23 protein-coding genes are annotated in these 22,210 nt (G+C 59.7%); 2 read left to right on the top strand and 21 right to left on the bottom strand.

The window, feature by feature from the left end:
• Positions 1-357: 357 nt before the first annotated feature.
• The 7 genes from HHUB_RS14865 to HHUB_RS14845 form a co-directional block, all read right to left on the bottom strand.
• A complete protein-coding gene (locus tag HHUB_RS14865) occupies positions 358-834 on the bottom strand; it encodes a hypothetical protein (RefSeq protein WP_059058887.1) in 477 nt (158 codons plus the stop codon).
• A 156-nt stretch (positions 835-990) separates the two neighbouring features.
• Positions 991-2,232, bottom strand: a complete 1,242-nt coding sequence (locus tag HHUB_RS14860; RefSeq protein ID WP_059058885.1) for an IS200/IS605 family transposase — start codon at positions 2,230-2,232, stop codon at positions 991-993.
• Positions 2,229-2,405 carry a hypothetical protein gene (locus HHUB_RS17165; RefSeq protein ID WP_169793428.1) on the bottom strand — a complete coding sequence of 59 codons (177 nt, stop codon included), beginning with the start codon at positions 2,403-2,405 and terminating at the stop codon, positions 2,229-2,231. The genes HHUB_RS14860 and HHUB_RS17165 overlap by 4 nt, the downstream gene beginning before the upstream one ends.
• Before the next feature lie 140 nt (positions 2,406-2,545).
• Complete coding sequence (locus tag HHUB_RS14855; RefSeq protein WP_059058883.1) at positions 2,546-2,935, bottom strand: hypothetical protein; 390 nt, start codon at positions 2,933-2,935, stop codon at positions 2,546-2,548.
• 6 nt (positions 2,936-2,941) lie between these two features.
• Positions 2,942-3,940, bottom strand: coding sequence for a hypothetical protein (locus HHUB_RS16885; RefSeq protein ID WP_157534029.1), 999 nt, complete (start codon positions 3,938-3,940; stop codon positions 2,942-2,944).
• Positions 3,941-3,945: 5 nt separating this feature from the next.
• Positions 3,946-4,176, bottom strand: a complete 231-nt coding sequence (locus tag HHUB_RS16880) for a hypothetical protein (protein ID WP_157534028.1) — start codon at positions 4,174-4,176, stop codon at positions 3,946-3,948.
• Positions 4,177-4,545: 369 nt separating this feature from the next.
• Positions 4,546-4,806, bottom strand: a complete 261-nt coding sequence (locus tag HHUB_RS14845) for a HalOD1 output domain-containing protein (protein WP_059058880.1) — start codon at positions 4,804-4,806, stop codon at positions 4,546-4,548.
• A gap of 121 nt (positions 4,807-4,927) precedes the next feature.
• Between HHUB_RS14845 and HHUB_RS14840 the strand changes: the two genes are divergently transcribed.
• A complete protein-coding gene (locus tag HHUB_RS14840; protein WP_059058878.1) occupies positions 4,928-5,188 on the top strand; it encodes a MarR family transcriptional regulator in 261 nt (86 codons plus the stop codon).
• 2 nt (positions 5,189-5,190) lie between these two features.
• Here HHUB_RS14840 and HHUB_RS14835 read toward each other — a convergent pair whose 3' ends face one another.
• The 7 genes from HHUB_RS14835 to HHUB_RS16275 form a co-directional block, all read right to left on the bottom strand.
• A complete protein-coding gene (locus HHUB_RS14835; protein ID WP_059058876.1) occupies positions 5,191-5,700 on the bottom strand; it encodes a hypothetical protein in 510 nt (169 codons plus the stop codon).
• Positions 5,697-6,293 (bottom strand): DUF7437 domain-containing protein, encoded by a 597-nt coding sequence (locus HHUB_RS14830; protein WP_059058874.1) that lies wholly within the window; start codon positions 6,291-6,293, stop codon positions 5,697-5,699. Before HHUB_RS14830 ends, HHUB_RS14835 begins: the two co-directional genes overlap by 4 nt.
• A gap of 49 nt (positions 6,294-6,342) precedes the next feature.
• Entirely contained in the window at positions 6,343-6,678 is a 336-nt protein-coding gene (locus HHUB_RS14825; RefSeq protein ID WP_059058872.1) for a DUF7558 family protein, read from the bottom strand.
• Positions 6,678-6,968 (bottom strand): hypothetical protein, encoded by a 291-nt coding sequence (locus HHUB_RS14820; RefSeq protein WP_059058870.1) that lies wholly within the window; start codon positions 6,966-6,968, stop codon positions 6,678-6,680. The genes HHUB_RS14825 and HHUB_RS14820 overlap by 1 nt, the downstream gene beginning before the upstream one ends.
• 73 nt (positions 6,969-7,041) lie before the next feature.
• Entirely contained in the window at positions 7,042-7,587 is a 546-nt protein-coding gene (locus HHUB_RS14815) for a hypothetical protein (RefSeq protein WP_059058869.1), read from the bottom strand.
• A gap of 182 nt (positions 7,588-7,769) precedes the next feature.
• Positions 7,770-8,210 carry a hypothetical protein gene (locus HHUB_RS14810; RefSeq protein ID WP_059058867.1) on the bottom strand — a complete coding sequence of 147 codons (441 nt, stop codon included), beginning with the start codon at positions 8,208-8,210 and terminating at the stop codon, positions 7,770-7,772.
• Positions 8,211-9,109: 899 nt separating this feature from the next.
• On the bottom strand, positions 9,110-9,469 hold the full coding sequence (locus tag HHUB_RS16275; protein ID WP_082687296.1) for a winged helix-turn-helix transcriptional regulator: 360 nt from the start codon (positions 9,467-9,469) through the stop codon (positions 9,110-9,112).
• A 211-nt stretch (positions 9,470-9,680) separates the two neighbouring features.
• Between HHUB_RS16275 and HHUB_RS16270 the strand changes: the two genes are divergently transcribed.
• The gene (locus tag HHUB_RS16270; protein ID WP_082687295.1) at positions 9,681-10,454 is read left to right on the top strand and encodes an NAD(P)-binding domain-containing protein; all 774 of its coding nucleotides are present in this window, start codon (positions 9,681-9,683) and stop codon (positions 10,452-10,454) included.
• Positions 10,455-10,647: 193 nt separating this feature from the next.
• Here the strand turns inward: HHUB_RS16270 and HHUB_RS14800 are convergent, their stop codons facing one another.
• From HHUB_RS14800 to HHUB_RS16265, 7 genes are read right to left on the bottom strand one after another with little or no spacing between them, the layout of a single operon-like run.
• The gene (locus tag HHUB_RS14800; protein ID WP_059058864.1) at positions 10,648-12,171 is read right to left on the bottom strand and encodes a primase-associated protein; all 1,524 of its coding nucleotides are present in this window, start codon (positions 12,169-12,171) and stop codon (positions 10,648-10,650) included.
• Complete coding sequence (locus HHUB_RS14795; protein ID WP_059058862.1) at positions 12,168-13,052, bottom strand: bifunctional DNA primase/polymerase; 885 nt, start codon at positions 13,050-13,052, stop codon at positions 12,168-12,170. The genes HHUB_RS14800 and HHUB_RS14795 overlap by 4 nt, the downstream gene beginning before the upstream one ends.
• A complete protein-coding gene (locus HHUB_RS14790) occupies positions 13,049-16,873 on the bottom strand; it encodes an ATP-binding protein (RefSeq protein ID WP_059058860.1) in 3,825 nt (1,274 codons plus the stop codon). Before HHUB_RS14790 ends, HHUB_RS14795 begins: the two co-directional genes overlap by 4 nt.
• Complete coding sequence (locus HHUB_RS14785) at positions 16,866-19,100, bottom strand: VirB4 family type IV secretion system protein (RefSeq protein ID WP_179204631.1); 2,235 nt, start codon at positions 19,098-19,100, stop codon at positions 16,866-16,868. The genes HHUB_RS14790 and HHUB_RS14785 overlap by 8 nt, the downstream gene beginning before the upstream one ends.
• Entirely contained in the window at positions 19,084-20,205 is a 1,122-nt protein-coding gene (locus HHUB_RS14780; RefSeq protein WP_059058857.1) for a hypothetical protein, read from the bottom strand. The genes HHUB_RS14785 and HHUB_RS14780 overlap by 17 nt, the downstream gene beginning before the upstream one ends.
• A gap of 2 nt (positions 20,206-20,207) precedes the next feature.
• Positions 20,208-21,323 carry a hypothetical protein gene (locus HHUB_RS14775; RefSeq protein ID WP_058365041.1) on the bottom strand — a complete coding sequence of 372 codons (1,116 nt, stop codon included), beginning with the start codon at positions 21,321-21,323 and terminating at the stop codon, positions 20,208-20,210.
• Positions 21,307-22,170, bottom strand: coding sequence for a hypothetical protein (locus HHUB_RS16265; RefSeq protein ID WP_256947127.1), 864 nt, complete (start codon positions 22,168-22,170; stop codon positions 21,307-21,309). Before HHUB_RS16265 ends, HHUB_RS14775 begins: the two co-directional genes overlap by 17 nt.
• Positions 22,171-22,210 lie beyond the last annotated feature (40 nt).

Below are 22,210 nucleotides of genomic sequence, written 5' to 3'. Positions count from 1 at the left end.
GCCTTCGCGAGCGCCCTACCGGGGCGCGAGCGAGAGCGCGCCTGCATGAGGTGGCCCCAACCAGCACCGCGCGCCGACCCGCCCGGAGCGAGCGACCAGCGGAGAAAGCGTGGGGGGTGAGCAGCCACGCCGCGCAACCCCTCGCGCTTTCCCGCTGGCGTCGAGGGCACATTCATTTTAGCCCGGCAGTCCGCCCGCTACTGCAGGCAGACCGCCCGGAATGGTCGGTCGCGAGCGACGCGGAGGGCGGAATGCGGCGAGCGGTGCGAGCCGTATCATACACACCGGCCAGCCGATAGAGGGTCTTGTCAGCTCAATAAACGGCCCCTGACTCGAAATTGCTCTTCCGCCTTGTGGCTACCAGAACGGCCACCAATCGTTCCGCGCCGCCGAGTACTCCGTTTCGGACGGGATACTCTCAGATACTTTCGCCGTCAACTCCCACATTTCGTCTTCGAGGTCCGTCAGCTCCGACCAGTCCGTTGTTTCGTCAGCCTCTATTTCGGAGGCCATCCAGCGGTAGTTCATCCCGATATCTCTGAGAGCGGACCAGATCGACTCGTCCACCCCAAGATATCGACCCTCAGCTGCATGTTGCTGGAGCTCGTCAGCTCGTGCTCTGAGAACCTCCACCGTGTCGTTCCCGGTCGAGTTCTCACTGAGAACCTCATTCGAGTATTCCTTCCTGGCTAAATCCGCTTGCACACCCGCATCCACGTACAACCGCTCGATCTCACGCCCCCGTTCCTTGTCGATTCTACTGTTGACCGTATACATCGAAATTAGGAACGAGCCGATCAAACTGACCGCGACCACGAGAATGTCTACCCACATAACCCCCCATTCCACCGACAACAGTTAGAGCATTACTGAAAGCGCTAGCAGCTGGAAAAGCGAGCGACCAGCGGATCGACATCCACTCCGCGTACACGGAGCGCCCGCTCGCTGGTGTCCCGGCGACACCACGGCGGAACCTTGCGGGTCTGTGCGCTATTCGTTGGGTTCCACCGCGTCCCCCTCAACGGGGTACCACTGGTGGTCGTCCCACTGGAACCGCACGGGCCGTGCCGTCGGCCTGACCGCGGTGTTCGTCGCCTGTTCGACCAGCGTCCGCGACGCGACGAGGTCGGCGTGCCCCTCGAAGCCACACGGACACCGCAGCGTCTCGCGATGTCGGCGCGTCCGCTCGCGTTCGCCACACTCCGGACACGTCTGGGAGGTCCACGCCTCGGAGAGTGAAGCCACCTCGATGCCGTACTCCTCACAGACGTTCGCGAGCTGGTCGAGACACTGTCGATGCGCCCAGAAGGTACGCGCTTTGAGGTTCGCCTCGACGGACCAGTACTCGCCGAGAACGCCGGTGAGATCGCCGTGGTAGATGGTTTCGACGCCGTCGTCGTGGAGTCGCTCGACCAGATCACGAAGGAGCGCGTTTACGGCGTGGTCGCGCCGGCGGGACCGCTTCCGATAGAGCCGCTGAATTCGATTGCTGGTCTCCTGTCCATCCGGCAGCTTCGCTTTAGCGTCGGCGATGCGCTCGGTGGTTTCGCGGAACTGCCGGAACGGCTCCTGGCCGCTGTACCAGTACTGGTTACCTGCCGACGTCGTACACGCCACGAGGACATTCGCGCCGATATCGAGCGCGGCGACGTCCGTCCCCGTCGGCGTCGCCTGCTCAGTCTCGGGCACCGTCACCGGTTGGTGGGCCCGATACGTCTCGTCGACGTCGTCGTAGGTGAGGTGGAGACGGCCCTGCTCGCCCTGCCAGTGTGGCTCCCCCCGGACAGCAACCCGGAGCCGTTCAAACCGATCGAAGCCGTACTCGTCTTTGAGCTGGCTGCCGATGGGAACTTCGAGCCGGGAGCGCTCGCCCCAAGAGGTCGTGTAGGTGTCGTTGCGGATGTAGGTCCGCAGGTCGCGCCCGTCGTCTCGGTTTCCCCAGTAGCCCGGCGGGCTGACCTCCTGGTCGGCCTCCTCGACCGTCTCGAAGAACGACCGCCAAGCGGCGTCGTTGACGCGGGTGATCTGCTGTGTCGTTGCTGACCCCAAGATGTCGACGTACTCGTCGTAGTAGTTCTCACAATCCCAGACGCTCTCGCCGGCGAAGAACTGCTGTCGGCGCGCATACGTCAACTGGTTCCAGAGGCTCGCTGACGCATCGAGGAGGCGTCGAAGGACGGTGTCGGCCCGCTCCGATTGCGGGACGACCTCGAAGGTGTTGGTTCGCCTCATTGCTCTGACTCGCCCCACATTCGCGGCACGTAACCGAGGTGTTCGATGTCGTCCGCGTAGTCCCGAAGAAGCCCGATCAGGACGATTTCCGCAACACCGTTCTCGGCCTGTTCGACTAGCCACTCCTCCAGTTCAGCTTCGGCCTGCTTGATCTCGTCCAATTCAACCGACATCGGTCATCGCGCCTCCGGCTTCGGATTCACCTGTCGCTGTTGGTGGTATAGCATCTGGAATCACCTGTGTTGTGCAGGCATGACCGACTGCGCCTGCACCCTTTGCAGGCGCTCAAAAACACCTCTCTTGGGCCGTGATGTCAAATCACTCCAGAATAATCATCTAGCCTATCTTTGAGGATTTTATCACAAACGACTAGACTAATGAATGTCGTGGAGATGAAAACAAGAATCTCTGGGAAAACGAGATTGTGTTCAAATTCTAAGAAGAGCCTGCGGATGCTCTCGGCATAGAGAATAAGCCAGATTACGAAAATGGCTCTTACTCCATTTGTATAGTCATCATACGTTGGGTCCTGATCAATAAGCAAATAGAGAAATGCCGAGAGGAATGTTACAATAAGTCCTCCCACGAACACTTTCGTTTCGTATTCGAGAATGAGTAGATAGGTGACGTTGGCCACCGGCAGAAAGGCAAAGACCGGTGTATCGTCATTAATAATCTGAAGTGCATCTCGAAGATACGACATTATGTGTTAGAGCGTTTCCGGATCGAATTTGAATACAAGATCACGTTCTTCTTCTTCAAGGCTGTAATCCAGGTTCTCGTGATTATCCCTAAAATATCGGCAGGTCTCTCTAACAGTGGGATGTGTACTGGGCCCAGTACCTCGAATTTGCATGTACTCGAAGTCCCAAGTATACTCATCGATGTGTCGAGACTTCTGGAGGGCATCGTCGTAGACTTGTTCGTACGGTTCCAGTTCGTCATCTGTGTAATAGGCCCCTTGTTGGTCGCTTTTTACAAATACGACGAAAGGGGCCGCTCGGACAGTCTGGATGAAGGCATCACGATAATCGTCTTCTGTGTCCGAACCGTTGAGAACACGCTCTCGGTATTTTTCTTGGAACAGGCCGTTAAAGTCGAAGAATCCTGCTGAGCAGAATGAAGCAGCGTTTAAAGCTTCATCACCATATTTAGTCATCTCTGCCTTCCGCTCGCGGACGTCTAAGAGTGAGAGATTGTCGTAGGTCTCGGCATAGCGTAATAGCGCAGCGTCTTTGATCATTTCCACGAAGCGGGTAGGAACCTTTCGTTCGTAGAACTCCTCGAGTGAGTCCATATATTCTTCACCCCCTCCGTGATATGCCGCGATAAGTGGATGTGACTCCGGCGGCGATAGTCCACCCGTCTGTTCTTTACCATCTCGGATGGCAGCCTTGGCGTCGGATTGACGCGCCGCACCTGCGTTTTTGGGATCAATGAACAGGACTTCTCGCTCGTTTACTGTATCGATTTCAAAAATCCGACCGTCGTCTAGTGCTGCGATAGCGACGACATCATACTGCGATTGATCCGGAAGATCTTCCGGCCTTTCTGGCGATTGATCCGCGTCAAGTGTTTCTCCAGTTGAGTACTTGTACGGAGAGTCGTCATCGGCTATTGGGGATTGGTCCTCATCTCCATTCTCTGTGTCATTACTGTTATCGCTACCTGAGAAGAGATTCTCCAGAAAATTGTCCCAGCTGCACATTCAGATTAGTCCGATTCGTGGAGATATTCTCGAATTTGAGAGATATCGTCGCGAACGAAGTCGGTAGATCCGTGCCCGATATATCCAATATCCTCTGCTTTGATCGGTTCTCCGTCAGTGGCTAAAACTCGCTCTCCCTCGGAATCGACGACGAACCCTTCGTCATCAACACCTCTATTGAGTGCATCAAGGACGTATTCGCGCCTTTCTTCCTCAAAGACGATTTCTTGTGGCATTTTGACCCCTTTTTCGGCTTGTGAACGCAGTGGGAACGAGATGGGAATCTGCTCCCTGATTCTCCTTGCTAAGCAATTCAGCCTTCCCGGGTTAAAGTTATAACGATTGTATTTTGACACATCTCTGGTCGCGAGCGACGCGGAGGGCGGCAGCGGCGAGCGGGGCGGGCCGTCACGTACGCCCCTGTTCAGCCGGCTACGTCGCTCGGTGGGCTTTCCACTGTCCTGGTGGACTCAGAAAGGGCGAGGCCGTCTCGGCCGTCCCCCGACCCCGCAAGCACCGCAGGCACGAGGCGCGCAGCGGCGGTCGCGGGACGTCGAGCGGCCGAGGGCTTTCAGGAAGGAACTAGGTACTCAGAACGGGGACCGCTACTCTTCAGGGGTTCCAGAATGAGCCTCGACGAGGACGTCCACACCCTCTGGTGACACATCGAGCCGGATTCCTTCGACGGTGAACTGGACAGTGATATCCCCATCAGACGAAGCCACCAATTGTTCGAGCGCCCCGACATCGATGTACTCCTGAAGCTGATAGGAATCATCCTCGAGTCCACACGCCTCCAGTGTCTCGACGATCTCGAGGAGGAGATCATTTGGCCCGCCCGAACGGCCGGTTGATGGAGAATGCATCTGAACGCTTGTGACTAAGGATACCAGTCGTATAAAATGCGTGAAGTCAACCACAGAAGCTTATCGCTTTGCTAATTGACTTATCGCGTTCGGGATAGCGTCGGCGCAACCACAAGCGATTATGCGCTTTGACGCCGACTGGATGTCTCGCGCCGATGACCGTATTCTAGAGCATCTCGCTGAAGCCGGTCCCGATACCCCGAAGGAGATGGCGGACAGCGATCGGGTTCGCTTCTCCCGTCAACACATCAATGCCCGCTGCAAGACGCTGGTCGAATACGGCCTCCTCGTCCACCTCGGCAACGGCGTCTACGATATCACGCGAACGGGAGAGCAGTATCTCGCCGGCGACGTTGACGCCCGTGACCTCGACCCCGAGTAGCGTCAGCTGTCGCCGGCGACCAGGTCCTCGATGAACCGGAACCCGTTCACGTACGTCACCGAGTCCCCGTAGCCCTCACTCGCGAGCACGGTTTCAGCGCCTTCGCCGGCCGCGATATCCGTCGTGTAGATGTACACCTCGGTCGCCTTCCCCGCGTTGAGATGCTGGGCAGCGAGGGCGGCGAGGGCGGCGTCCGCACGCTCGACCTCGTCGGCGGGTCGGTCATCGGCGTTCGCGATGTACCGCTGGACCCCGTCCATCACCCGCGAGACGACAGGCTCGGAGAACTCCAGCGGCGCCGCAACCGTCGCCCAGCCCTCGTCGATCGCGGCGTCGACAGGTGGCGCTTCAACGTCGGGGTCCTCGATGGTCAACTCCTCGTACACCCGTTCGGGCAGGACGAAGGTGATGTCGTTCCGGCGAGCGAATCGGCGAACAGCCTGGTAGCGGCTGTTCGAGGGCTGTCCCATCGCGACGAACAGGCCGGTGTCGGCGATGTGGAGCCGGCTCACGCGTCGTCAGCGCCGTCGTCGTCGATATCCAACTCGTCGAGTCCTGCCCCTGCCTCCTCGATGTCGTAGTGCTCGTGGGCGACGGGGCGTAGCGCCTGCAGGATCATCTCCGCAGCTAGCGGCGAGATGTCCAGATCCTCGGCCATCAGCCGGTGGGTCACCTCGCCGCGTTCGCGGGCGACCGAGTAGGTGAGCGCCGTTGCGAGGCCGGCGACGCCGTGGCGGTCGATGTAGGTATCGATGTCGGCGTCCGTCTCGCGGCGGCCGACGGCGTCGATGAGCGACGGCGTGATCGTGTACTCGCGGTCGCCCGCAGCCGTCGTCACGGTCAGGTCGATCTCTCGGGCTGCGTACCGGCGCGGCTGCTCGTCGTCGGTGACGTCGACGACGCCGGCGTCGACGAGCCGGTTGACGTAGCTGTAAGCGGTTCCCTGTGCGAGCTCGAGGTCGTCCATTACGTCCTGGACGGTCGCTTCCCTCTCCCGGGCGAGGTACGCGTACAGCTGGGCGAGCTGTGGCTCCTCGAGGAGATCGGCGACCGAGAGGAAGTCCTGGACGATGTCGCCGTCGGCGCGGTTTGAGGTGCGTGACACGATTCGTTCTTGATTACAGTTTACAGCGAAACAGTAAAAAGTGTTTGGGTCACTCAGCCGGCGTCGCGACGAGATGCTCCTCGAGTTCGCGCGTCCAGTACGTCGCGAGCCCGCCCGGACTACAGCGGGCGCACAGCTGTACCGGGCCTTCTAGATGCCCGAGTTCGACCCGGAACCGCGTGAGCGCTGCGAGCGTGTCGACGACCAGTCCACAACCGTCACAGGCAACGTGATCGCGCTCGTCGGGATCCGGCTCCGTCTGAATGGCGCAGTCCACACAGATCGGGTGGGTGACCCGCTCGTCCTGCCCCCAGGTGTGGGCCTCGCCAGTCTCGGTACCGGGCGGCGCGTCGCAAAACGCACAGCCGACAAGGGTCTGCTGCATCACTCGCCCTCCGTGTCGGCGTCACGGCCGACCGTCCAGCCGCGATGGAAGACGGCCAGCTGCGTCGATGAGTCGAACGTGGTGCCGCTTGGCTCGTGAACCAGAACTTGGTCCTCGGGAACCGGAGTGACGACGTCCGCGTCGACGAGGTCGTTGATCAGGTTCTGGGCCGTCCTGTCGTCGACGTCCGCCGTGTCGCCGCCGGCGACGTCGCGGTCTTGGGCGAGCAGTTCTTTCTCGAACTGTTCGGAGTCGCGACTCGTGTCGTCGTGCGGATCGGGACCAGGCATGGTGAGTCACGCAGCGCACACTGTCGCGCGCTGCACGCCTCCCGGCGCCGACAAACAGTCAGGGCGGACAGCGTCAGTCCGGTCGCGGGTCGTGATAGCCGATGACGGCGACGTCGTCGATGAACAGGACGCCCTTCATGAAGTCGAGCTTGGTCAGGCTGTGCTGGTAGAGGTTATGCCGACCAAGGTAGTTCACCGGCACCACCAGACAGCCGAACTCGATTTTCGGACGGCCGTCCTTCTGGGTGCGGTACCCCTTCTGGAACTTGAGGAGATCGTCGCTGACGTTCTTCCGTTCGCTCTTCTCGACCTCGATGGCGATGCGGGCGTCGGCGTCGTAGAGATCGACGCTGTAGTTGAACCCCTGATGCGACCAGAGCTTGCAGTTCGGGTTGTAGCCGCCGGCGGCGTCCCCTTCGTACTCGTACTGCGAGAGCTCGTCGGCGATCGCGGCATCGAAGCCGCCGACCTCCGTGTGTTTCGTCGAGCCGTCGAAGATGCTTGATGGGACGGCCTCGACGGCTTCCCGAATCGACGCCAACGAATCATCCGGAAATACCTCGGACGAGGTTTGGGTACGGCGCTCGCTCAGTTTTGTGACCTCCTCGACGACGACCATACTCGCTCTCGACGAACAGTGGCCCGATAAAACCCGTCGCGACGGCCGTTCGGGCCCACCGGTCGCCAGGATACACTCACTCGAGGAGTCGGGCGGTGGGTGGGGGCAAGGGAGTGGATCTAACCCCTGCGTTAACCAACATCGTGTCGATATCGGCCGAAGATGTTGGTTAAGCCTAACCGCTACGGCGTTCGGAGCTCTCGAACTGGCTTCACGACGAAGGTGTCTGGCTCGCTGGTTGCTCCTTCACCTGATCGCTCCGCCGACGTCGAGGGCAACTGCGTGAGCTGAGTGATGAGCTCGTCGCGAACGGTTCGTCGAGGGACGGTGGTCTCGTGCCAGCCCAGTCGGTCGTCGAAGTGCCGTTTCTGGAACTGCTCGCCGACTTCGTCGGCGGCGACGTACTGCGTCCGCGTCGACCGCCCGACCTGCCGGGAGATGAAGACGGCGCCCACGGCCTCGTGCGTGAGTTCGACGAGGGCACACTCCACAAGGGCGACGACCGACGCGTGATCCCGTTCGGTCGGAACCGCCATCTCGAGGTCCGCCCACGGCGCCTCATCGTCGGGGGTAGTTCCTGCGTGATCCGCTGCTCGTGTCTTCCTGCGTTGTTCCGAAGCCATCGTCTATCGGGGGCACGTGATGCGCCCCGCCACCCCTCGCGGGGACGACAGACACCACCGAAACGCCCCCCGTCAACCTATGCGTTAATTCTGACACTTCCGTAGTTCCGCTACCCCTGTGACGGCCCCTCGGCCTGAGAGAGCCGGCGGCCTTCGCACACTGCATATCGCCTCTTTCTTTGGACGAAAACCGCGATATGCAAGGCGGAATAACGGACTCAAATTACAGAAGAACCTCGTCGGGCCGATTTGAGGGCATAGAAAGTACCTCGACGAGTCCCGGGATAATACTTCAACCTCAAAAATTGCTCGACGGCGGGGTAACGAAGGTGATTTCGGACGTATCTGGATACCCGGGAACCGCTACTTTACCTGTTGTATATCTCTCGAGGTTCTTCGGCTCGCCACCTCGAATCGTGAAATACTCCCTATTCCCTTCTATTCCGGCCGTGTTAGCCGCTGAAAATTGCTCGACGGGTGTTCAGAAGAACCTGATTCTAGTCCGCAGTATAATTTTCGACATTCTGAGGGGAGTGGCTCTGCTGAAACCCTCCCAACTCACACAACCGGTTTGCTGAATATAGGGGGTAAATGCAGAAAGCTGCCGATGTTTGTTTCACGCCTTCGATGAAGAATTGACCGTTAATTAGGTGTGCGAGCTTATCGATGTGATTCTATTTCGATGTGCGGGTTTCCATTCGCGTCTGAGATGATAGAACCGTCGAGGTGTCCGTGTCGAACTGGAGGGTCATGCCGAGGTTATGGTTTTGGAACAGTCCATTGAGTGGGTCTGTGCAATTGCGTTCACAACTTCTAATAGGATTTCAACAGAGCCGTCTCACTTAATTACGTAGAGTTCCGAACAGGCTTCAGCTCACGGCTCTATAAACTACTGAATCTCAGGAACACTCAAGTTGATCTGATCCGTGCCGTTCCATCCATGTCTCTAATCCTCGAAAAACAGGCGTGAGATCGTTCACCATCTCTGTTTCTTCGTATTCTACTCGTGGCGGAATTTCGTCGTACTGAGTACGTTCAAGAAACCCAACTTCGACAAGTTCATCGAGTCGTCGAGAGAGTGTATTCGGCGAAAGTTCGAGCGAATCTTGGAGTTCGCCGAAACGGATCGACTGCTTGTCTGTGGTGACAATCTCGTTGAGGATTTCTAAGGTATGTGCCTTCCCCAGAAGTGAGAAGAGCGTACTCTCATCAACCCCTTCACCCCGTTTTGACTCTTGACTTGCTTTGCTCTCGCTCATAGCACCACTACGAAATTCGTAGTAATAGACGTTCCGGAGCGAAGTATCCTCAGTTGAGGATACTATAAGAGGAGCGATCCACGTATTTCAGGTTTCAATTGAGACGAGTATGGATTGATAAGTTGATCCCCCTCACTTCCACTCTCGGTAGTAGCAACCAGACTACTAACTTGGTAGCTTTTCACGTACCCACTCATAGGGGGGACTATCGATGAAAATCGGAATGATTGGCGCAGGAGATATCGGAAGTACAGCTGCCCAACATTTTGCTGATGCAGGCCATGAGGTTATGATCAGTAATTCTCGGGGACCAGAAACACTCACGGACCTCGTTGACGAGCTCGGAAACAACGCTCATGCGGGGACCGTCTCTGAAGCAGCCGATTTCGGCGAGGTCGTCATGGAGGCAATTCCGTTCAATGCATACGAATCCCTCCCTGCGGACACCCTCAGTGATAAGATCGTTATCAGTGCATCAAATTACTACCCGATGCGGGATGGATTTATCGACATCGGAGAGACACATACGGACCTCATTGCAGATCATCTCGAAGATTCTAGAGTCGTTAAGGCATTCAATGCTACATATTGGAAGACCCTCCGGGACGGTCAACGGTCAGATGCCGATCCAGATGATCGTCTTGCGATATTTATCGCTGGGGATGATGATGAGGCGAAAAGTGTAGTTTCGAATCTTATCGAAGATATTGGATTCACTCCTGTGGATACAGGTCCACTAACTGAGGGGGGTCGTTTCATACAACCGGGGTCGCCGATCTATACCGCCTCATTGAGTGCGAGCGAGGCACGGACACGGTTAGCGGCACTCAAAACGACCGTGGCTGCATATGAACTTGGCTATTACGACACTTCGCGGGAAGTCACGATCCAAGAATTAGTCGATGAACTGGATATGAATGAAGAAACGATTTCAGAACATCTTCAGCAGGGGACGGAGCAATTCATTAGTCAATATCTTGATTGAGAACACCAGTTGCAGCTACCAACAGCCAGTGAATATCCAGATATAACGGATATAAAATATATGGGTGGTTGATCAGGTAACGCCTTCACCTGTACTTAGCGATTCAACGCGATGGTCGATCCGCTCTCTTATCAGCAGGGTCGCCAAACCAATCACTATCTAATACTTCCACAGATTCGGGGGAGTCTATGCTTCAGAATTGCTCAGCAGGACCGGCGGATTCCTCCTCGACCTGCTCGTACATCTCATCCGGGAACGGGAGGCTGCCCCAGATAGAGTAGGGACATTGGTCCTGGCCGATACAGTAGCGCTGTAGATCGTCGTTATCGCAGTTCATCGGCAACGGGGTGTCGCCGTCGATCGTGTTCGAGAACTCGTAACGGACCTGGTACTCGGTTTCCTGCTCGTCGTACCACGGCCACCGAGAGAAGACGTCCTTGAGATCCGTGACGATTTCGTCGAGGCTGCTGTCTTGGTACTGCGGCAGCCACATCACCATCCGCGCGAAGTTGTAGAGGTCCTTCCGCACCGGCTTCTTCTCGTGGAGCCGTTCCTCCATATTCGCCATACAGGGGAGTTCGAAGAGGTCTTCGATCTCTCGCACCTCGATCTGTTCGGCGCCGGTTCCAGCTCGCCCGATTCGGTACGTATTGACGCGTCCGTCGCGGTCGATCGTGACTGCCGAGTGAGACTCGTGGTCAGCCAGCGTCTTCGCGAGACTGCTCGGACTCGAGATCCAGTCCGTTACAGAGGATTCCCAGTCGTCCTCGGCATCGTACGCCGTAACAGCTCGATAGAGCTCTTTCGCCGTGTGGAACTCACCCTTTTGCGCCACGTCGTCGGGCGCGTCACTCAGGGCCCGCCGGAGGACGCGAATCGTCCGTTCCCCACGGTCCCAGTTCCGCCAGATTCGCTCGTGATGGCCGGTCTCAAGGAAGCGATCGATCCGCTCCGTAATCGCAGACTCGTTCGTGGTCAGCCACGTCAGCTGGTCGTCGGAAAGCCCGTCTTCTTGCACCCGCAGGAGCTTCTTGAACGCCCGCTCTGCGTAGTTCCGATACTTGCTGTCGAAATCACCGACCGGGACGTACAGCTTGTTGTCTTTCACTCGCGTCAGTATCTCCCCGCCATCGTCACTCCTCGTCGACGCCTCGTCCTCCCGAACAAGGCATTTGCGTGACGCCGCAGCCATCGGGATTTCGAGATAGAGGCCATCCCCGAACTCCGGCATCTCCGTGATGCCTGTACAGACCCGACCCGGATGCGGGCCATCCTCACCTGGCTCCTTGCTGTACAGTACGTCGGCGATGTCCTGCTGGAGCGACCCATCGCCGTGGGCGCGGATGAGGGAGGCGAGATTATTGACGTACAGCTCCCGGATATCGTAGAGCACCTGAATGTTCCGGGGCGACGCGTGCTCAAACTTCGGGTGCTCTTTCACACAGGTCGCACTCAATGTCGCGAGCACGGCAAGCGTCCCCGGCTCGTCGACGAACGGCTCCTCGGCGGCATCGGCACGAACCTGCTCTTTGAACGCCGCCGTCCCGAACCGCTCGACGTCGTTCACGAGGTCCTCGGGTTGGTCCTCGCCGTCGACGACGTATCGATTGTAGCCACGCGTAAACAGCTGGTTGATGCGGGTCTCACCGTACTCCAGCGGGAGTGACGCAACTCGATACGCCATGTCCTCGTCGTCGGTGGGCGTACTCGGACTCATTCGTCGATCACCTCGGGTGTCGCCGACCGAACGTCGAACGCTGGGCTCTCGATTGGTTGAACGATGCTACAGACGTCGGCGTGCAGCGAGTAGGGCAAGCGGGCGACCCGCCGGCGGTCAGCGGTCACGATGGGGTCGATCGGGATGTCGTACGTCTCGAGGAGAAGGTCGTTCAACACCTCGCGACTCTGCTCGTCGTATCGGTGCGCCGGATCGGTATCCAGTAGGTAGACGTGGACACCCTGCCCGCTGTAGACGACCATCGTTTCCTCGGCGTCGAAATCGTCCTCGAAGATATCCCTCAGCTCGAACCCGTACTCGATGGCGCGGTCGACATCTTCGAAGGCGTACGGATACCCCTCGGGAGCGGCGTCGAGGATGCCCGCAGCGTCGAGGAGCGCATCGTCGTCCCGATCGTCGACATCCGCTGAGACCATCTCGTCCGCTCGGGCCCGGGCGATCTCTTTCGCGTCGATGTCGACGAGGAGGACCCAGGGTCGTTCCCAGTGATCCAGCGCGTAGTAGACGGCGTCGGGACGTGGGTCCGGTTGTTCCAGCACCTCCGGATCAGCAAGCGCGAACTTGCTCCGCCCCAGCGGGTCGTTGCGAGCGGGGTGTCGAATGAAGTCGACGACGTCCTCGAAGTCGTTGAACTCGGATGTCGTTCGGTCCCCCGACGGATCTGTCTGCCACGTATCCCGCCGGATGAAGTCCCTGGCCGGCACCTCGTCTTTGCGAACCGGGTGGGACTCGCGGAAGGCGATGGCGTACTGTTTCGGACCGGTCGCCGTGATGAATTCCGGCAGGTCGTCCAGATAGCGGGGGAACTCCTCGGCGTAGTAGGCGTAAATCTCCTCGCGGGTCGCCTGTCGCCAGGTCATTGGTTGAGTTCTTGGTCGAGATTTTTGAAGCCTCGAACGGTGGTCAGGCCCCCAGCATCGAACTCGTCGACGGCGTCTCTGATGGTCGCGAACGACCGTGCCGCCCGCCCGCTGACCCGCTCGCCGATCCGATCGGCGTCGGCAAGGCTATCCAGGACGTCGAGCGCCGTCTCGCGATTGTTGAAGGCCCAGATTGCGTCGGCGTCCACCGCGCTGAGTTTGTCGTAATCCTCGACCGGGGCGTGCCGGTTGTTACTCGCGAGCTCTGCTTCGCCGGCCCAGACAAGCTCGCCGTCCTCGTCGAAGCCGGCCACGTCCAGTACCGTGCCGTCTTCGGTTTCGTAGTACGGCTCCACGCGACCGACGTCGTCACGCTGCTGGAGCCACAGCTCGAGGAGCCGGACGCCAACCTTGTGTGGCGTTTTCTCGCCGAGATCCCCCGCTCCTGGCCCCGCCTTCAATTCTTTCCCGAGGAGGTCTCGACCGTCCGGGAGGACGGTGTAGTACTTGCGCCCCGCCGCGGAGTCCGCTTCCAGGAGGTCCTGCTCCGTGAGCCGCTCCACATGGAGGTCGTCGTATTCGTCCCGGAGCTGGCTCATCCTGTCCAGTAGCGTGTACTCGTCGTCCTCTCTGTTCATCACGTCGAGGACCCGATTCAGGAACCGAACGTCGTCACGGCTGAGTTCGCGTTGTCGGAGTTCGTCATCGGGGACGGGCACGCTGCTTTCCTGGACGGGCGTTGCCCCGTTCCCCGGCTGCGTTGCTTGGTCACCAGCTGGTTCCTCGTCCGTCTCGGTGGCCTGCCCGAACAGGGGGCTCATCTCTGACTCGTCCGCATCTGGGTCGCTGTCCGTCTCGGACTGGGTGGTCGACGTCGATGTGTCCTCGGTCGTCGATTCGCTGATGAACGCGGATTGCGTCGGGTCGGTCGCTGCATCGCCGTCGGCACCCGAGCCCGTCGTCTCGGTCCCCGTACTCCCCCAGCCAGTCTCTTCCGGAGCAGTGCGCGACTCAGTCGGCTCTGTTAGCCCGTGCTGGGCCTGTGTCCGCTCGACCATCCGTGGTCGGGACACGGACTCGAAATGGTCTTCCTGGGGCTCTGTGAGCGGCTGGTCGCTTTCTGGATGCCCCGGCGCAATCGGGAGCGGCTTCAGCGAAAACGGCGGTGGACCAGTCTCCCCGAAGGATGGGCTCGGGAGCTGCGCAATCCACTCGCCGCTCGGAAGCGTGTTGATCCGGTTGCGGAGTTCGGTCGGGCTGAGGTCCTCGTGGGCAAGCGATTCCGCAAGATCGCGCTCGATCGAGATGTTGCCGATGAGCTTCGTCTTGATGTTGTTCAGCACCTCGTCGTAGGCCCGCTCGTTCCGGTTCCGCACCTGTTCGGGGAACTGCATCACGAGCCCCATACTTAGGCCGAACGACCGGCCCTGCGGCAGTAGCTGCTCGGAGACGAGCTTCGTCGACGCCACCGGCGCCGCCTCCTCGATGATGAGGTTCGTGAGCTTCTCGTAGTCGGTCTGACCGTCGCGACGGCGAACCTGCACGGCGTCCCAGAGGTTGCTCAACAGCAGGAGTGTGATCGCTCGCTGTGCCTCCGGCCGGAGGTCGCCCAGGTCGAAGATGATGGTGGCGTCTTCATCGAGGAACTCGCGGAAGTCGAAGCGGTTGTCGACGTATTCGCCGGCGTCGTTCTGTTCGGGGACGTGGCTGAAGATCCGCCGGAGATGCGCGTCCTCTTTGAGCTTGTCGAGACGGTTCCCGACCGCGTCCATCGACACCTGGAACTGGTGGTTGTCCTTCGCGAAGTGGCGCGTCAGCGATTCCTCGATGTTCTGGTTGTCCGCCGAGACCGGGGGAATCGTCTGGTCGCGCTGCATCCGGAGCGCGGCGGCGAAGAGGTCGTCCAGCCCGAACACGTCGCTCCCATACTCCTCGTCGAACAGCGCCTTGATCAGGTAGCTGAGGATCTCGTTCGCGACGAACGCCTGCCCGTACTGCTCGCGGCCCATAATCATCCGGAGGATGTCGTGGAAATGGTCGACCTTGTCCTGAATCGCGTCCTCACGGTTGCGACCAGCCTCGAGCGCGGGCCGGATGTCGAAGAAGGAGAACGCGGGGATTGTCTCCGGGACGCGGAAGTGGTAGACGTCGTCGAGGCCACCGAACCGCTCGTAGTGACAGCGCAGGTAGTTCTCACACATTCCGTCCCCTTTCGGGTCGACAAGGACGACGGGGCCACCAGTCGTCTCACGGAGCGAGAGCGCATCGTTGATGATGGCCTTCGACTTCCCGCCACCAGTCGACGCGAACCGCCCGTAATGCGTCGGCAACAGGTCCGGCGGGATCCGGATGGGGTCCGGCCGTGGCTCACCGTTTTCGTCGAGCGCGTAGCCGATGGCCATCCCGTCCTGGAACTGCTGGATCAGATCCGGGTTCGGCCACGGGAGCGGATTCCGACTCTGCTGTTCGGCCCTCGTTCCCCGCGTCCCTTCGACGGTCAACTGTTCGGAGGAGGGGACGAGGACGAAGTTCGCGAGCTCCGTCCCGCTGAGGACCAGCTCGGGGCGTGTCTTCCCCCGGCCCGTCGTCAACTCGCGATTGAGGAGGCGCTGGAGAGCGGCCCGTGGCTTCTTCTCCTTCGTTTTCTCACGGAAGCCGCTGTCTCGGAGGCGTTGCCCCTCGACCTCGTAGAACGGTCCATCAAGTGGGTCGAACACGGGGAGGAGCGAGTCCATCCGGGCATCGAGGTCGTCGCGGGTGTCGTCGGTGGGGACGCCGACGGCCCGGATGTTGACCGTGAACGACCGTTTGGCGTTCTTCGCGTCGATGTACTCGATGCGCTTCTCGACGGCCTCGCTGAGCTGCCGGTCGTCCTGGTCGCTCCGTTGCTCCTCGACCTCGAGCAACGACCCGACGACTTCCTGGAAGAACGTATCCCGGCCGTCGACGAGGTCCTCTTTCCGTACCTCCGAGTCGGACTGCCAGCTAGCACGCCGTTGGAAGACGACTTGGAACGCGGTCGGCGCTGTCGCCTCCATCAAGTGGTCGATCAGCGACGCCAGCGCCGCGCCGGGCTCGTCGACGGACGAGAGATCTCCGTTCGTTTCCTCTGCCGTGAACGGCGTCAGCGAGGTCATCCAGTCCTGCTTCCGCGACGCGGCGCCACACCACCGGACACCGAGCGGCGAGATAGCGTCTTGTGCCGGGCGAGCCAGAATCGTTCCCGTCGGTGTCATCGTCGGCTTCTCGATGGCCCGTCGCTCTTCCTCGTCGTCTGGAAGTGCATCGGGCGGCGCTAGTTCCAGGGCTGTGTCCCCAACAGTCACGTGATGATCGGGGACGCTCGTGGCTGCTGTACCGCCGTCGACAACGGGGTCCGCTTCGGCTGGCTCGGAGTCCGCTGATTCCTCGTCGACGATGTCGTACTGTTCTGCCGGGCCAAACTCGTACTGCAGCCGCCCGGCCTCGTAGTGGTCGACGAATTCCTGCGGTGTGAACTCGACTGGCTGAATGAGCCGAGAGGCGACGTCGACGTCGACGCGCTCGATGTCGAACGTGCTTGGATAGATGGAGCGGAGACGCTTCTCAAGCGTATCGAGGTGCGCATCGGCCCCGTAGAAGAACTCTACCGGGTCGTCCGGGCCATCACTGATCGCGAGGAACTCGAATCGGGGTGGTGTCTCACTGTGGAGTGGGTTCAGCTTCGCCCCGAGGCCCGACGAGCCGGGCGTGGTCAGTTTGTGGAGGCTGTCGAGGACTCGGGGGATGCTCTCCGGGTCAAGCCGCTCGGATGTCGGCGTGACGCGCAGGTACTCAGCCATCGTTGGTGTCCTCCGTTGACCCGCCGTCTGGCTCAGCTTCGACGGCGTCTGATTCCTCGTTCAGTTCGCTCGTTTCGTTCGTTCCGTTCGTTGCTCGGTGTTCGAGCTCTTCCTGGAACTCCTGCATCTCGGTCTCGACGGCGTCGTCGCCGGCGCCGGGCAGCGAGGACCGGATCTGTGAGGTCGGGTCGAAGTCGATGACCTGCTTCTCCTTGGGCATCGCTTTGACCTGGATACCGCGCCACTCGCCGTCGACGCCCACGAGGGCCTCGGAGAAGCCGGCGTCCTCGTTGCCCGGCACGGCGTCCTGGACGAACCGCATCTGCGCGTAGTTCAGCCCGAACTCGTCGGCCCACTCCTCGTCCATCCCGTCGAGGCGGTGGAACTGCTTGACTGCACACTGATCCAGGATCGCCTCGGATTCGGCGTGCTCGAAGAACTCGTCGACCGTCTGCGTGACCAGCCGGATCGAGAGGTCGTGGTGGCGGTGGTGACGGAACACCGTTTCAAGAAACGCCAGGCTCGCGGCGTCCTGCATGATGTACCGCGCCTCGTCGATGTAGAACACGACCTCCTTCTCCGAGACTTTTGCCCGCTCGTAGACGAGCGAGATGAGCAACTGCATCGTCAGCGCCGTGCTGCTGTCGACGCTGCCCTCCTGCTGGGCGAGATCGAGGTAGATAACCTTCTCGTCCCGAATGTCGAAGTCGGACTCTTGGCCGAGGTTGGCGTGCCGACCGTCGTCCTCGAAGGGGCGGAGCTGGTCGAGTAGCCACGTCGCGTCTTCCTTGATCTTCCCCGCCTCCTCGTCGGACCGGACGACGAACTCCTCGGGGTCGTCAACCATGTCCTCGAAGACGTCCATCATATCCTGAATCGTCGGGCTCGGGTTGCCGTGCGTCGAGATGTCGTCGGTAATTCCGTTTCGCTTGTACGCCCGCTTGAGCCCGAGTTCGAGTGTCGTCCGGCGGTCGCCCAGCGAGATGCCGCGGAGGGCGAAGAAGTTCGTCAGGAAGCTCATCGCGTCGTCGAGCTTCTCGTTGAACGGGCTGGCGTCCTCGCCCATCGCCCGCTGGACGTGCTCGGGCGTCTCCCGAATCTCCAAGGGGTTCAGCCCGAGTGTCCCGCCGACAGTGATGCGTTTGGCATCGAGCGCTTCGGCGACGCCGGCCCAGTTATTCAGCGGCTCGAGGATGATGCCGATACGGTCCTTACTCTGCTCGATCGACCGGATGAAGTTCTGCTTCGAACTGAACGACTTCCCCGAACCCGTGTCGCCGACGGTGAACATCGCGTACCCGTTGTCCCGCGCGAACGGGTCGATGACCACGGGACTCTGGTTGTCCTTGTGAATCCCGAACTCGACGCCACCCTCCTCGAGAATCGTCGCGTTGTGCGGCGAGGACAGCAGCGCGCCGACGGCGCCGCCGAGCGCAATCGACGTCCGGCCGAACTCGTTGTCGCCGATGGGCGCGGCGGACTGGAGGGCGAGATCCTGCCGACAGATCGCTGTCTTCGGCGTGAGGTTCGCCGGATCGTCGCGGAGTGCGCTCTTGACCTTCTGGACGGCGTCGCGGAGGTTCTCCTTCTCGTCGGCTCGTACTGTGATGAACATCCCCTGGTCGAAGACGTTCGCGCCGTTCTCGACGGCCTTGTACGTCGCTGCGGCCTCGTTGGCGCGTTCCTGTAGGTAGGCACTCCGCACGCTCTGTTCGAGGTCAGCGTCCACCTGAAGGTCGTCAGCGATATCCTGCAGTTCGTTCCGCGCCCGTTCCTGGTTCTTCGGCGTAATGTGGGCCGTCAGGTCGAACTGCACGTCGGTCATCTCGAAGAGCTCGGAGAGGTAGCCGTCGTTGGGGTAGTCCGGGTAGTCAGCGATGTACAGCGTCGTCGTCCACTGCTCGCCGACCCGTGCCGCGCGCGTTTCCCACTCGATCGCCGCCGGCGCCGTCACCGTCTTGTGTGACTCGGCGATGTCGTCGAGAAGTTGGCGTTCGGCCGCGCCCTGTTCGATGGTCTCCTCGTCGAGCAAATCCGAGAACTCGACCTCTTCCTCATCGTCGTCGGTGTACCAGTCCCAGAGGAGTTTCCCGCCGATACCGACCAGTACCGCGAGCAGGATGTAGAGGGCCGCCCCTTCAGCTGAGGTCGGATTCGTGAGCCACTCTGTGAGCTGGCCGACGGCTCCGCTGCCCGTCTGGAGGACGAGGTTACGCATCGTGGGCATCCTCCCGGCGCGAATGGCCGATGATCGGTTGTTCTCGAACGACGCTCTCTGCGTCGTCGTACTCGTGTTCGCGGCCGTTCCAGAAGTCCATATTCAACACGAAAAGCTCGACCGTGCTGAGCCGCCGAGCGGACCAGCCTGAGGCCTGCTGGATGAACTCCGACCGCACGTCGTTGACCCGGCTATCCAGCTTTTCGAACATCTGTGCGCGGCGCTCGACGTCGGTGAGGTCCTCTCGGCGGGTCACGAACGGGTTGAAGAGGAACCCGATGACGGGGAACTGCGTCAGCTTCTCGGCCGGCGTCCCCTCGTCTCGGAAGCGGTCATAGACCTCCAGCGGGGTGACTTGGACGCCGATGTAGTACCGCACCTGCTGGATTCCACGGTCGCGCATCTCCTTCGGCCGCGTCTCTCGATACTCCTCGAGGAGTTCCCGGAAGATCGGATTTTCTTTGACGTCCTCGTCGTTCAGGCGGTCTTCGATGTTTTCCGTGATCTGTTCGACCGGGAACGAGCGGGTCGTCGCGTGGAGTTTGAGTTTCGAGTCCAGTTCCTTGTTGGCGAATTCCTCGCCGGCGTCCTGGAGCTGCGCCCAATCGTCGGACATCGCGAAGTCCATGTTCCCAGGGTCGATCTCGATGAACGCCTCCATCGTGCCGTCGGCGCGCTGGATCGCGCCTGCCCCCGGCCACGCCCGCTCGATATTCGTGAGGTCCTGCGTCCGCTCGTCGGGCTTGAACGGTGTGTAGTTCGCGAGCCCGCCCTCGTTCCGCTCTGTCTCGTTGGTGCTACTGTCGGCGTCCTCCGGGGCACTGAACGTGATCTGGGGGCGCTTGACGTAGCGATAGACGTCTTTCGTCCACGTCCACGCGTTGAGGTGGTCGGGCGAGACGTAGACGATCGCGACGCCGAACCCGAACCCACCTGCGACGAACGGGAGGGCGAGTGATTCGATGCCGGTGAGGCCAGCGATGAACAGGCCGACGATCGGGAAGGCGATCAGGACGCCGACGTCGCCTTCCTCGATGTTGAGGTAGGGGATGCGACTCTCCTCACCGAACTGGTCCATGATGCGCCGAGCGGCTGCGTCTTTGTCGATGGACATGTTTAGTGGATACCTCTATCAAAGTCCATTCCGCGTTCCTCACCCGATGTTTCCGACGTAGTGCCACCTGGGTCGTTCTCGGTGCGTCGGTACGAGGGCGTACTATCTCCACCCTCGCCATGACCACCGCGGGCCGCAGCTTTCTGTGCGACGGCATGGCCGGCTGCGGCTTTCGGTCCCCACCGAGCGGCGGTGGTCGCGACGCCCGCGCCCCCGGCATACGCACCGGCAGCTACGCCACCGATAAGGGCCGCTCCCTTGGTGGCACCGCCGAGAACTTTCGCCGTCAGCGGGGTTGCGTATTTGAACGTCTTCCAAGTGAGATAGACCGCGATAAGCGGTAGTGAGGACGCAACTAGGTACTTCAGAAACGCACTATTTGGCGTGAGCGCTCCCTGCGAATAGAGCAGATCGTATCCTTTGAACACGACTGCTGCTGGAAGGGGTAGAACCGCCAAAGGAACAAACCGCTTAGAGAATCCCATCGCGATGTCCGAAAGGACTGGAACGTTACCATAGGCGAGAGCGAAAGCTATCGGCATCCCGTAGACATACACGTAAAGTAACACCTCCCGAATGTAGTAGAGAGCCTCAAGTGCCCACATCGAGAGACCGCCAACCATTGCGAACACGAACGCAAGCCCGGGATTGGTTAGGGACTCTTTCAGGAAATTCAGCATCGCATCACCTAGGGTCTCTAGACTCGGCATCAACGCTATCGTGAACCCATCGACGATGTAGAGTCCAAGAATACTGACCCAGTACCAGCTGATGATGAGGAATACACCAACCCACGCAGTCTTCTTCGTCCGCCTTGCCTCGTACGCACTTCCGATATTGAATATCCGAATTGTGTGTCGCCCTTGAACACACATCACCAGTAGAAGCAGTGAGATAAGCATAATCTCACCACCGACCAACGCATCCCGGATTGCAGGCCAAGGTCCGTTTGTTGGCGCACCAAAGACAAACGCGCCTTCCGTTTCAGGCGTTGGAGTCCCGAACATCTCCTCAGTGAGGGTTTCATAACCAGTGTTCAGTCCCTCCATGAAGAGTGAGATAACCCAATCGACGACATCTTTGAACCCCTCTAAGACGACATCAATCAGGTCCACCATAGTTAGCCCTCACTAATCGTAATCTCACAATTATCGAACTCTTCTGAAGCGGAGTATTGGAAACGCGGTTAGTCCCTACCCGTGTTTCTAGAATGACTTCGAAGCTCCCGGTTTGTTCTTCACTCTCACACGAAGTTCCCTCACCTCGAACGAATGCGAACGGTGAACGGTAACTGTACAGTGTAAGCTGCTCTCCCGGTTCTATGACTACCTCGTCAACTTCTATATCTTCTTCTGGATCGTATATGCCACTGACATCGTCGTTTTCATCGTAGTTCGTCCCTTCATCATCCGAGGGATATGGAACATCACCGATAAAGAGGAGCTGCGTGATTGCATCCGGACCATTCCCTTGATTTTCGACAGAAACGAAGGCCTCTTTTGAGATTTTGTCACTCGAGCTATCCCACATCTCTTCAGGCTGGTTCTTCCCGATCCCCATCTCCACAATGCTAAGATCCGGTTGAACGGAAAGAGCAGACTCTTGTACAGTCTCCTCGCCCTCTAGCGCGAGAACACGATACTCTCCTGGAGTGTATGAGGTTCCAATCTCGAACGAAACTTGCTGTGCTCCTGTTGCTACGTCACGCTGACCAAACGGTTCCCCATTCGGCTGGATGAGGTTGACTTGGCTAACATCGGTCTCTTCCGAGAGTTCCACTTTGATCGCTGTCCCATCGACTACAACGCGCTGAAGTGGACCCTGATCGTTCGAAGAGGGAGTTCCGTCACTGGGGGATTCGGAGTTCCCATTTGAATTCATGCACCCAGCTATGCTGGCTAGGGCGGCAGTAGATATTGTCTGGAGGGCGGTCCGTCTGCTGAGCTGTGAGTGTTTTTGAGTCATTGTTTTAGGGAACAGATCTCTGCGGGACGGAGCGGCTACG

Origin of the sequence: Halobacterium hubeiense, from assembly GCF_001488575.1 — an archaeon.
GTDB classification, from domain to species: domain Archaea; phylum Halobacteriota; class Halobacteria; order Halobacteriales; family Halobacteriaceae; genus Halobacterium; species Halobacterium hubeiense.
This window is presented reverse-complemented; position numbering and strand designations above follow the sequence as displayed.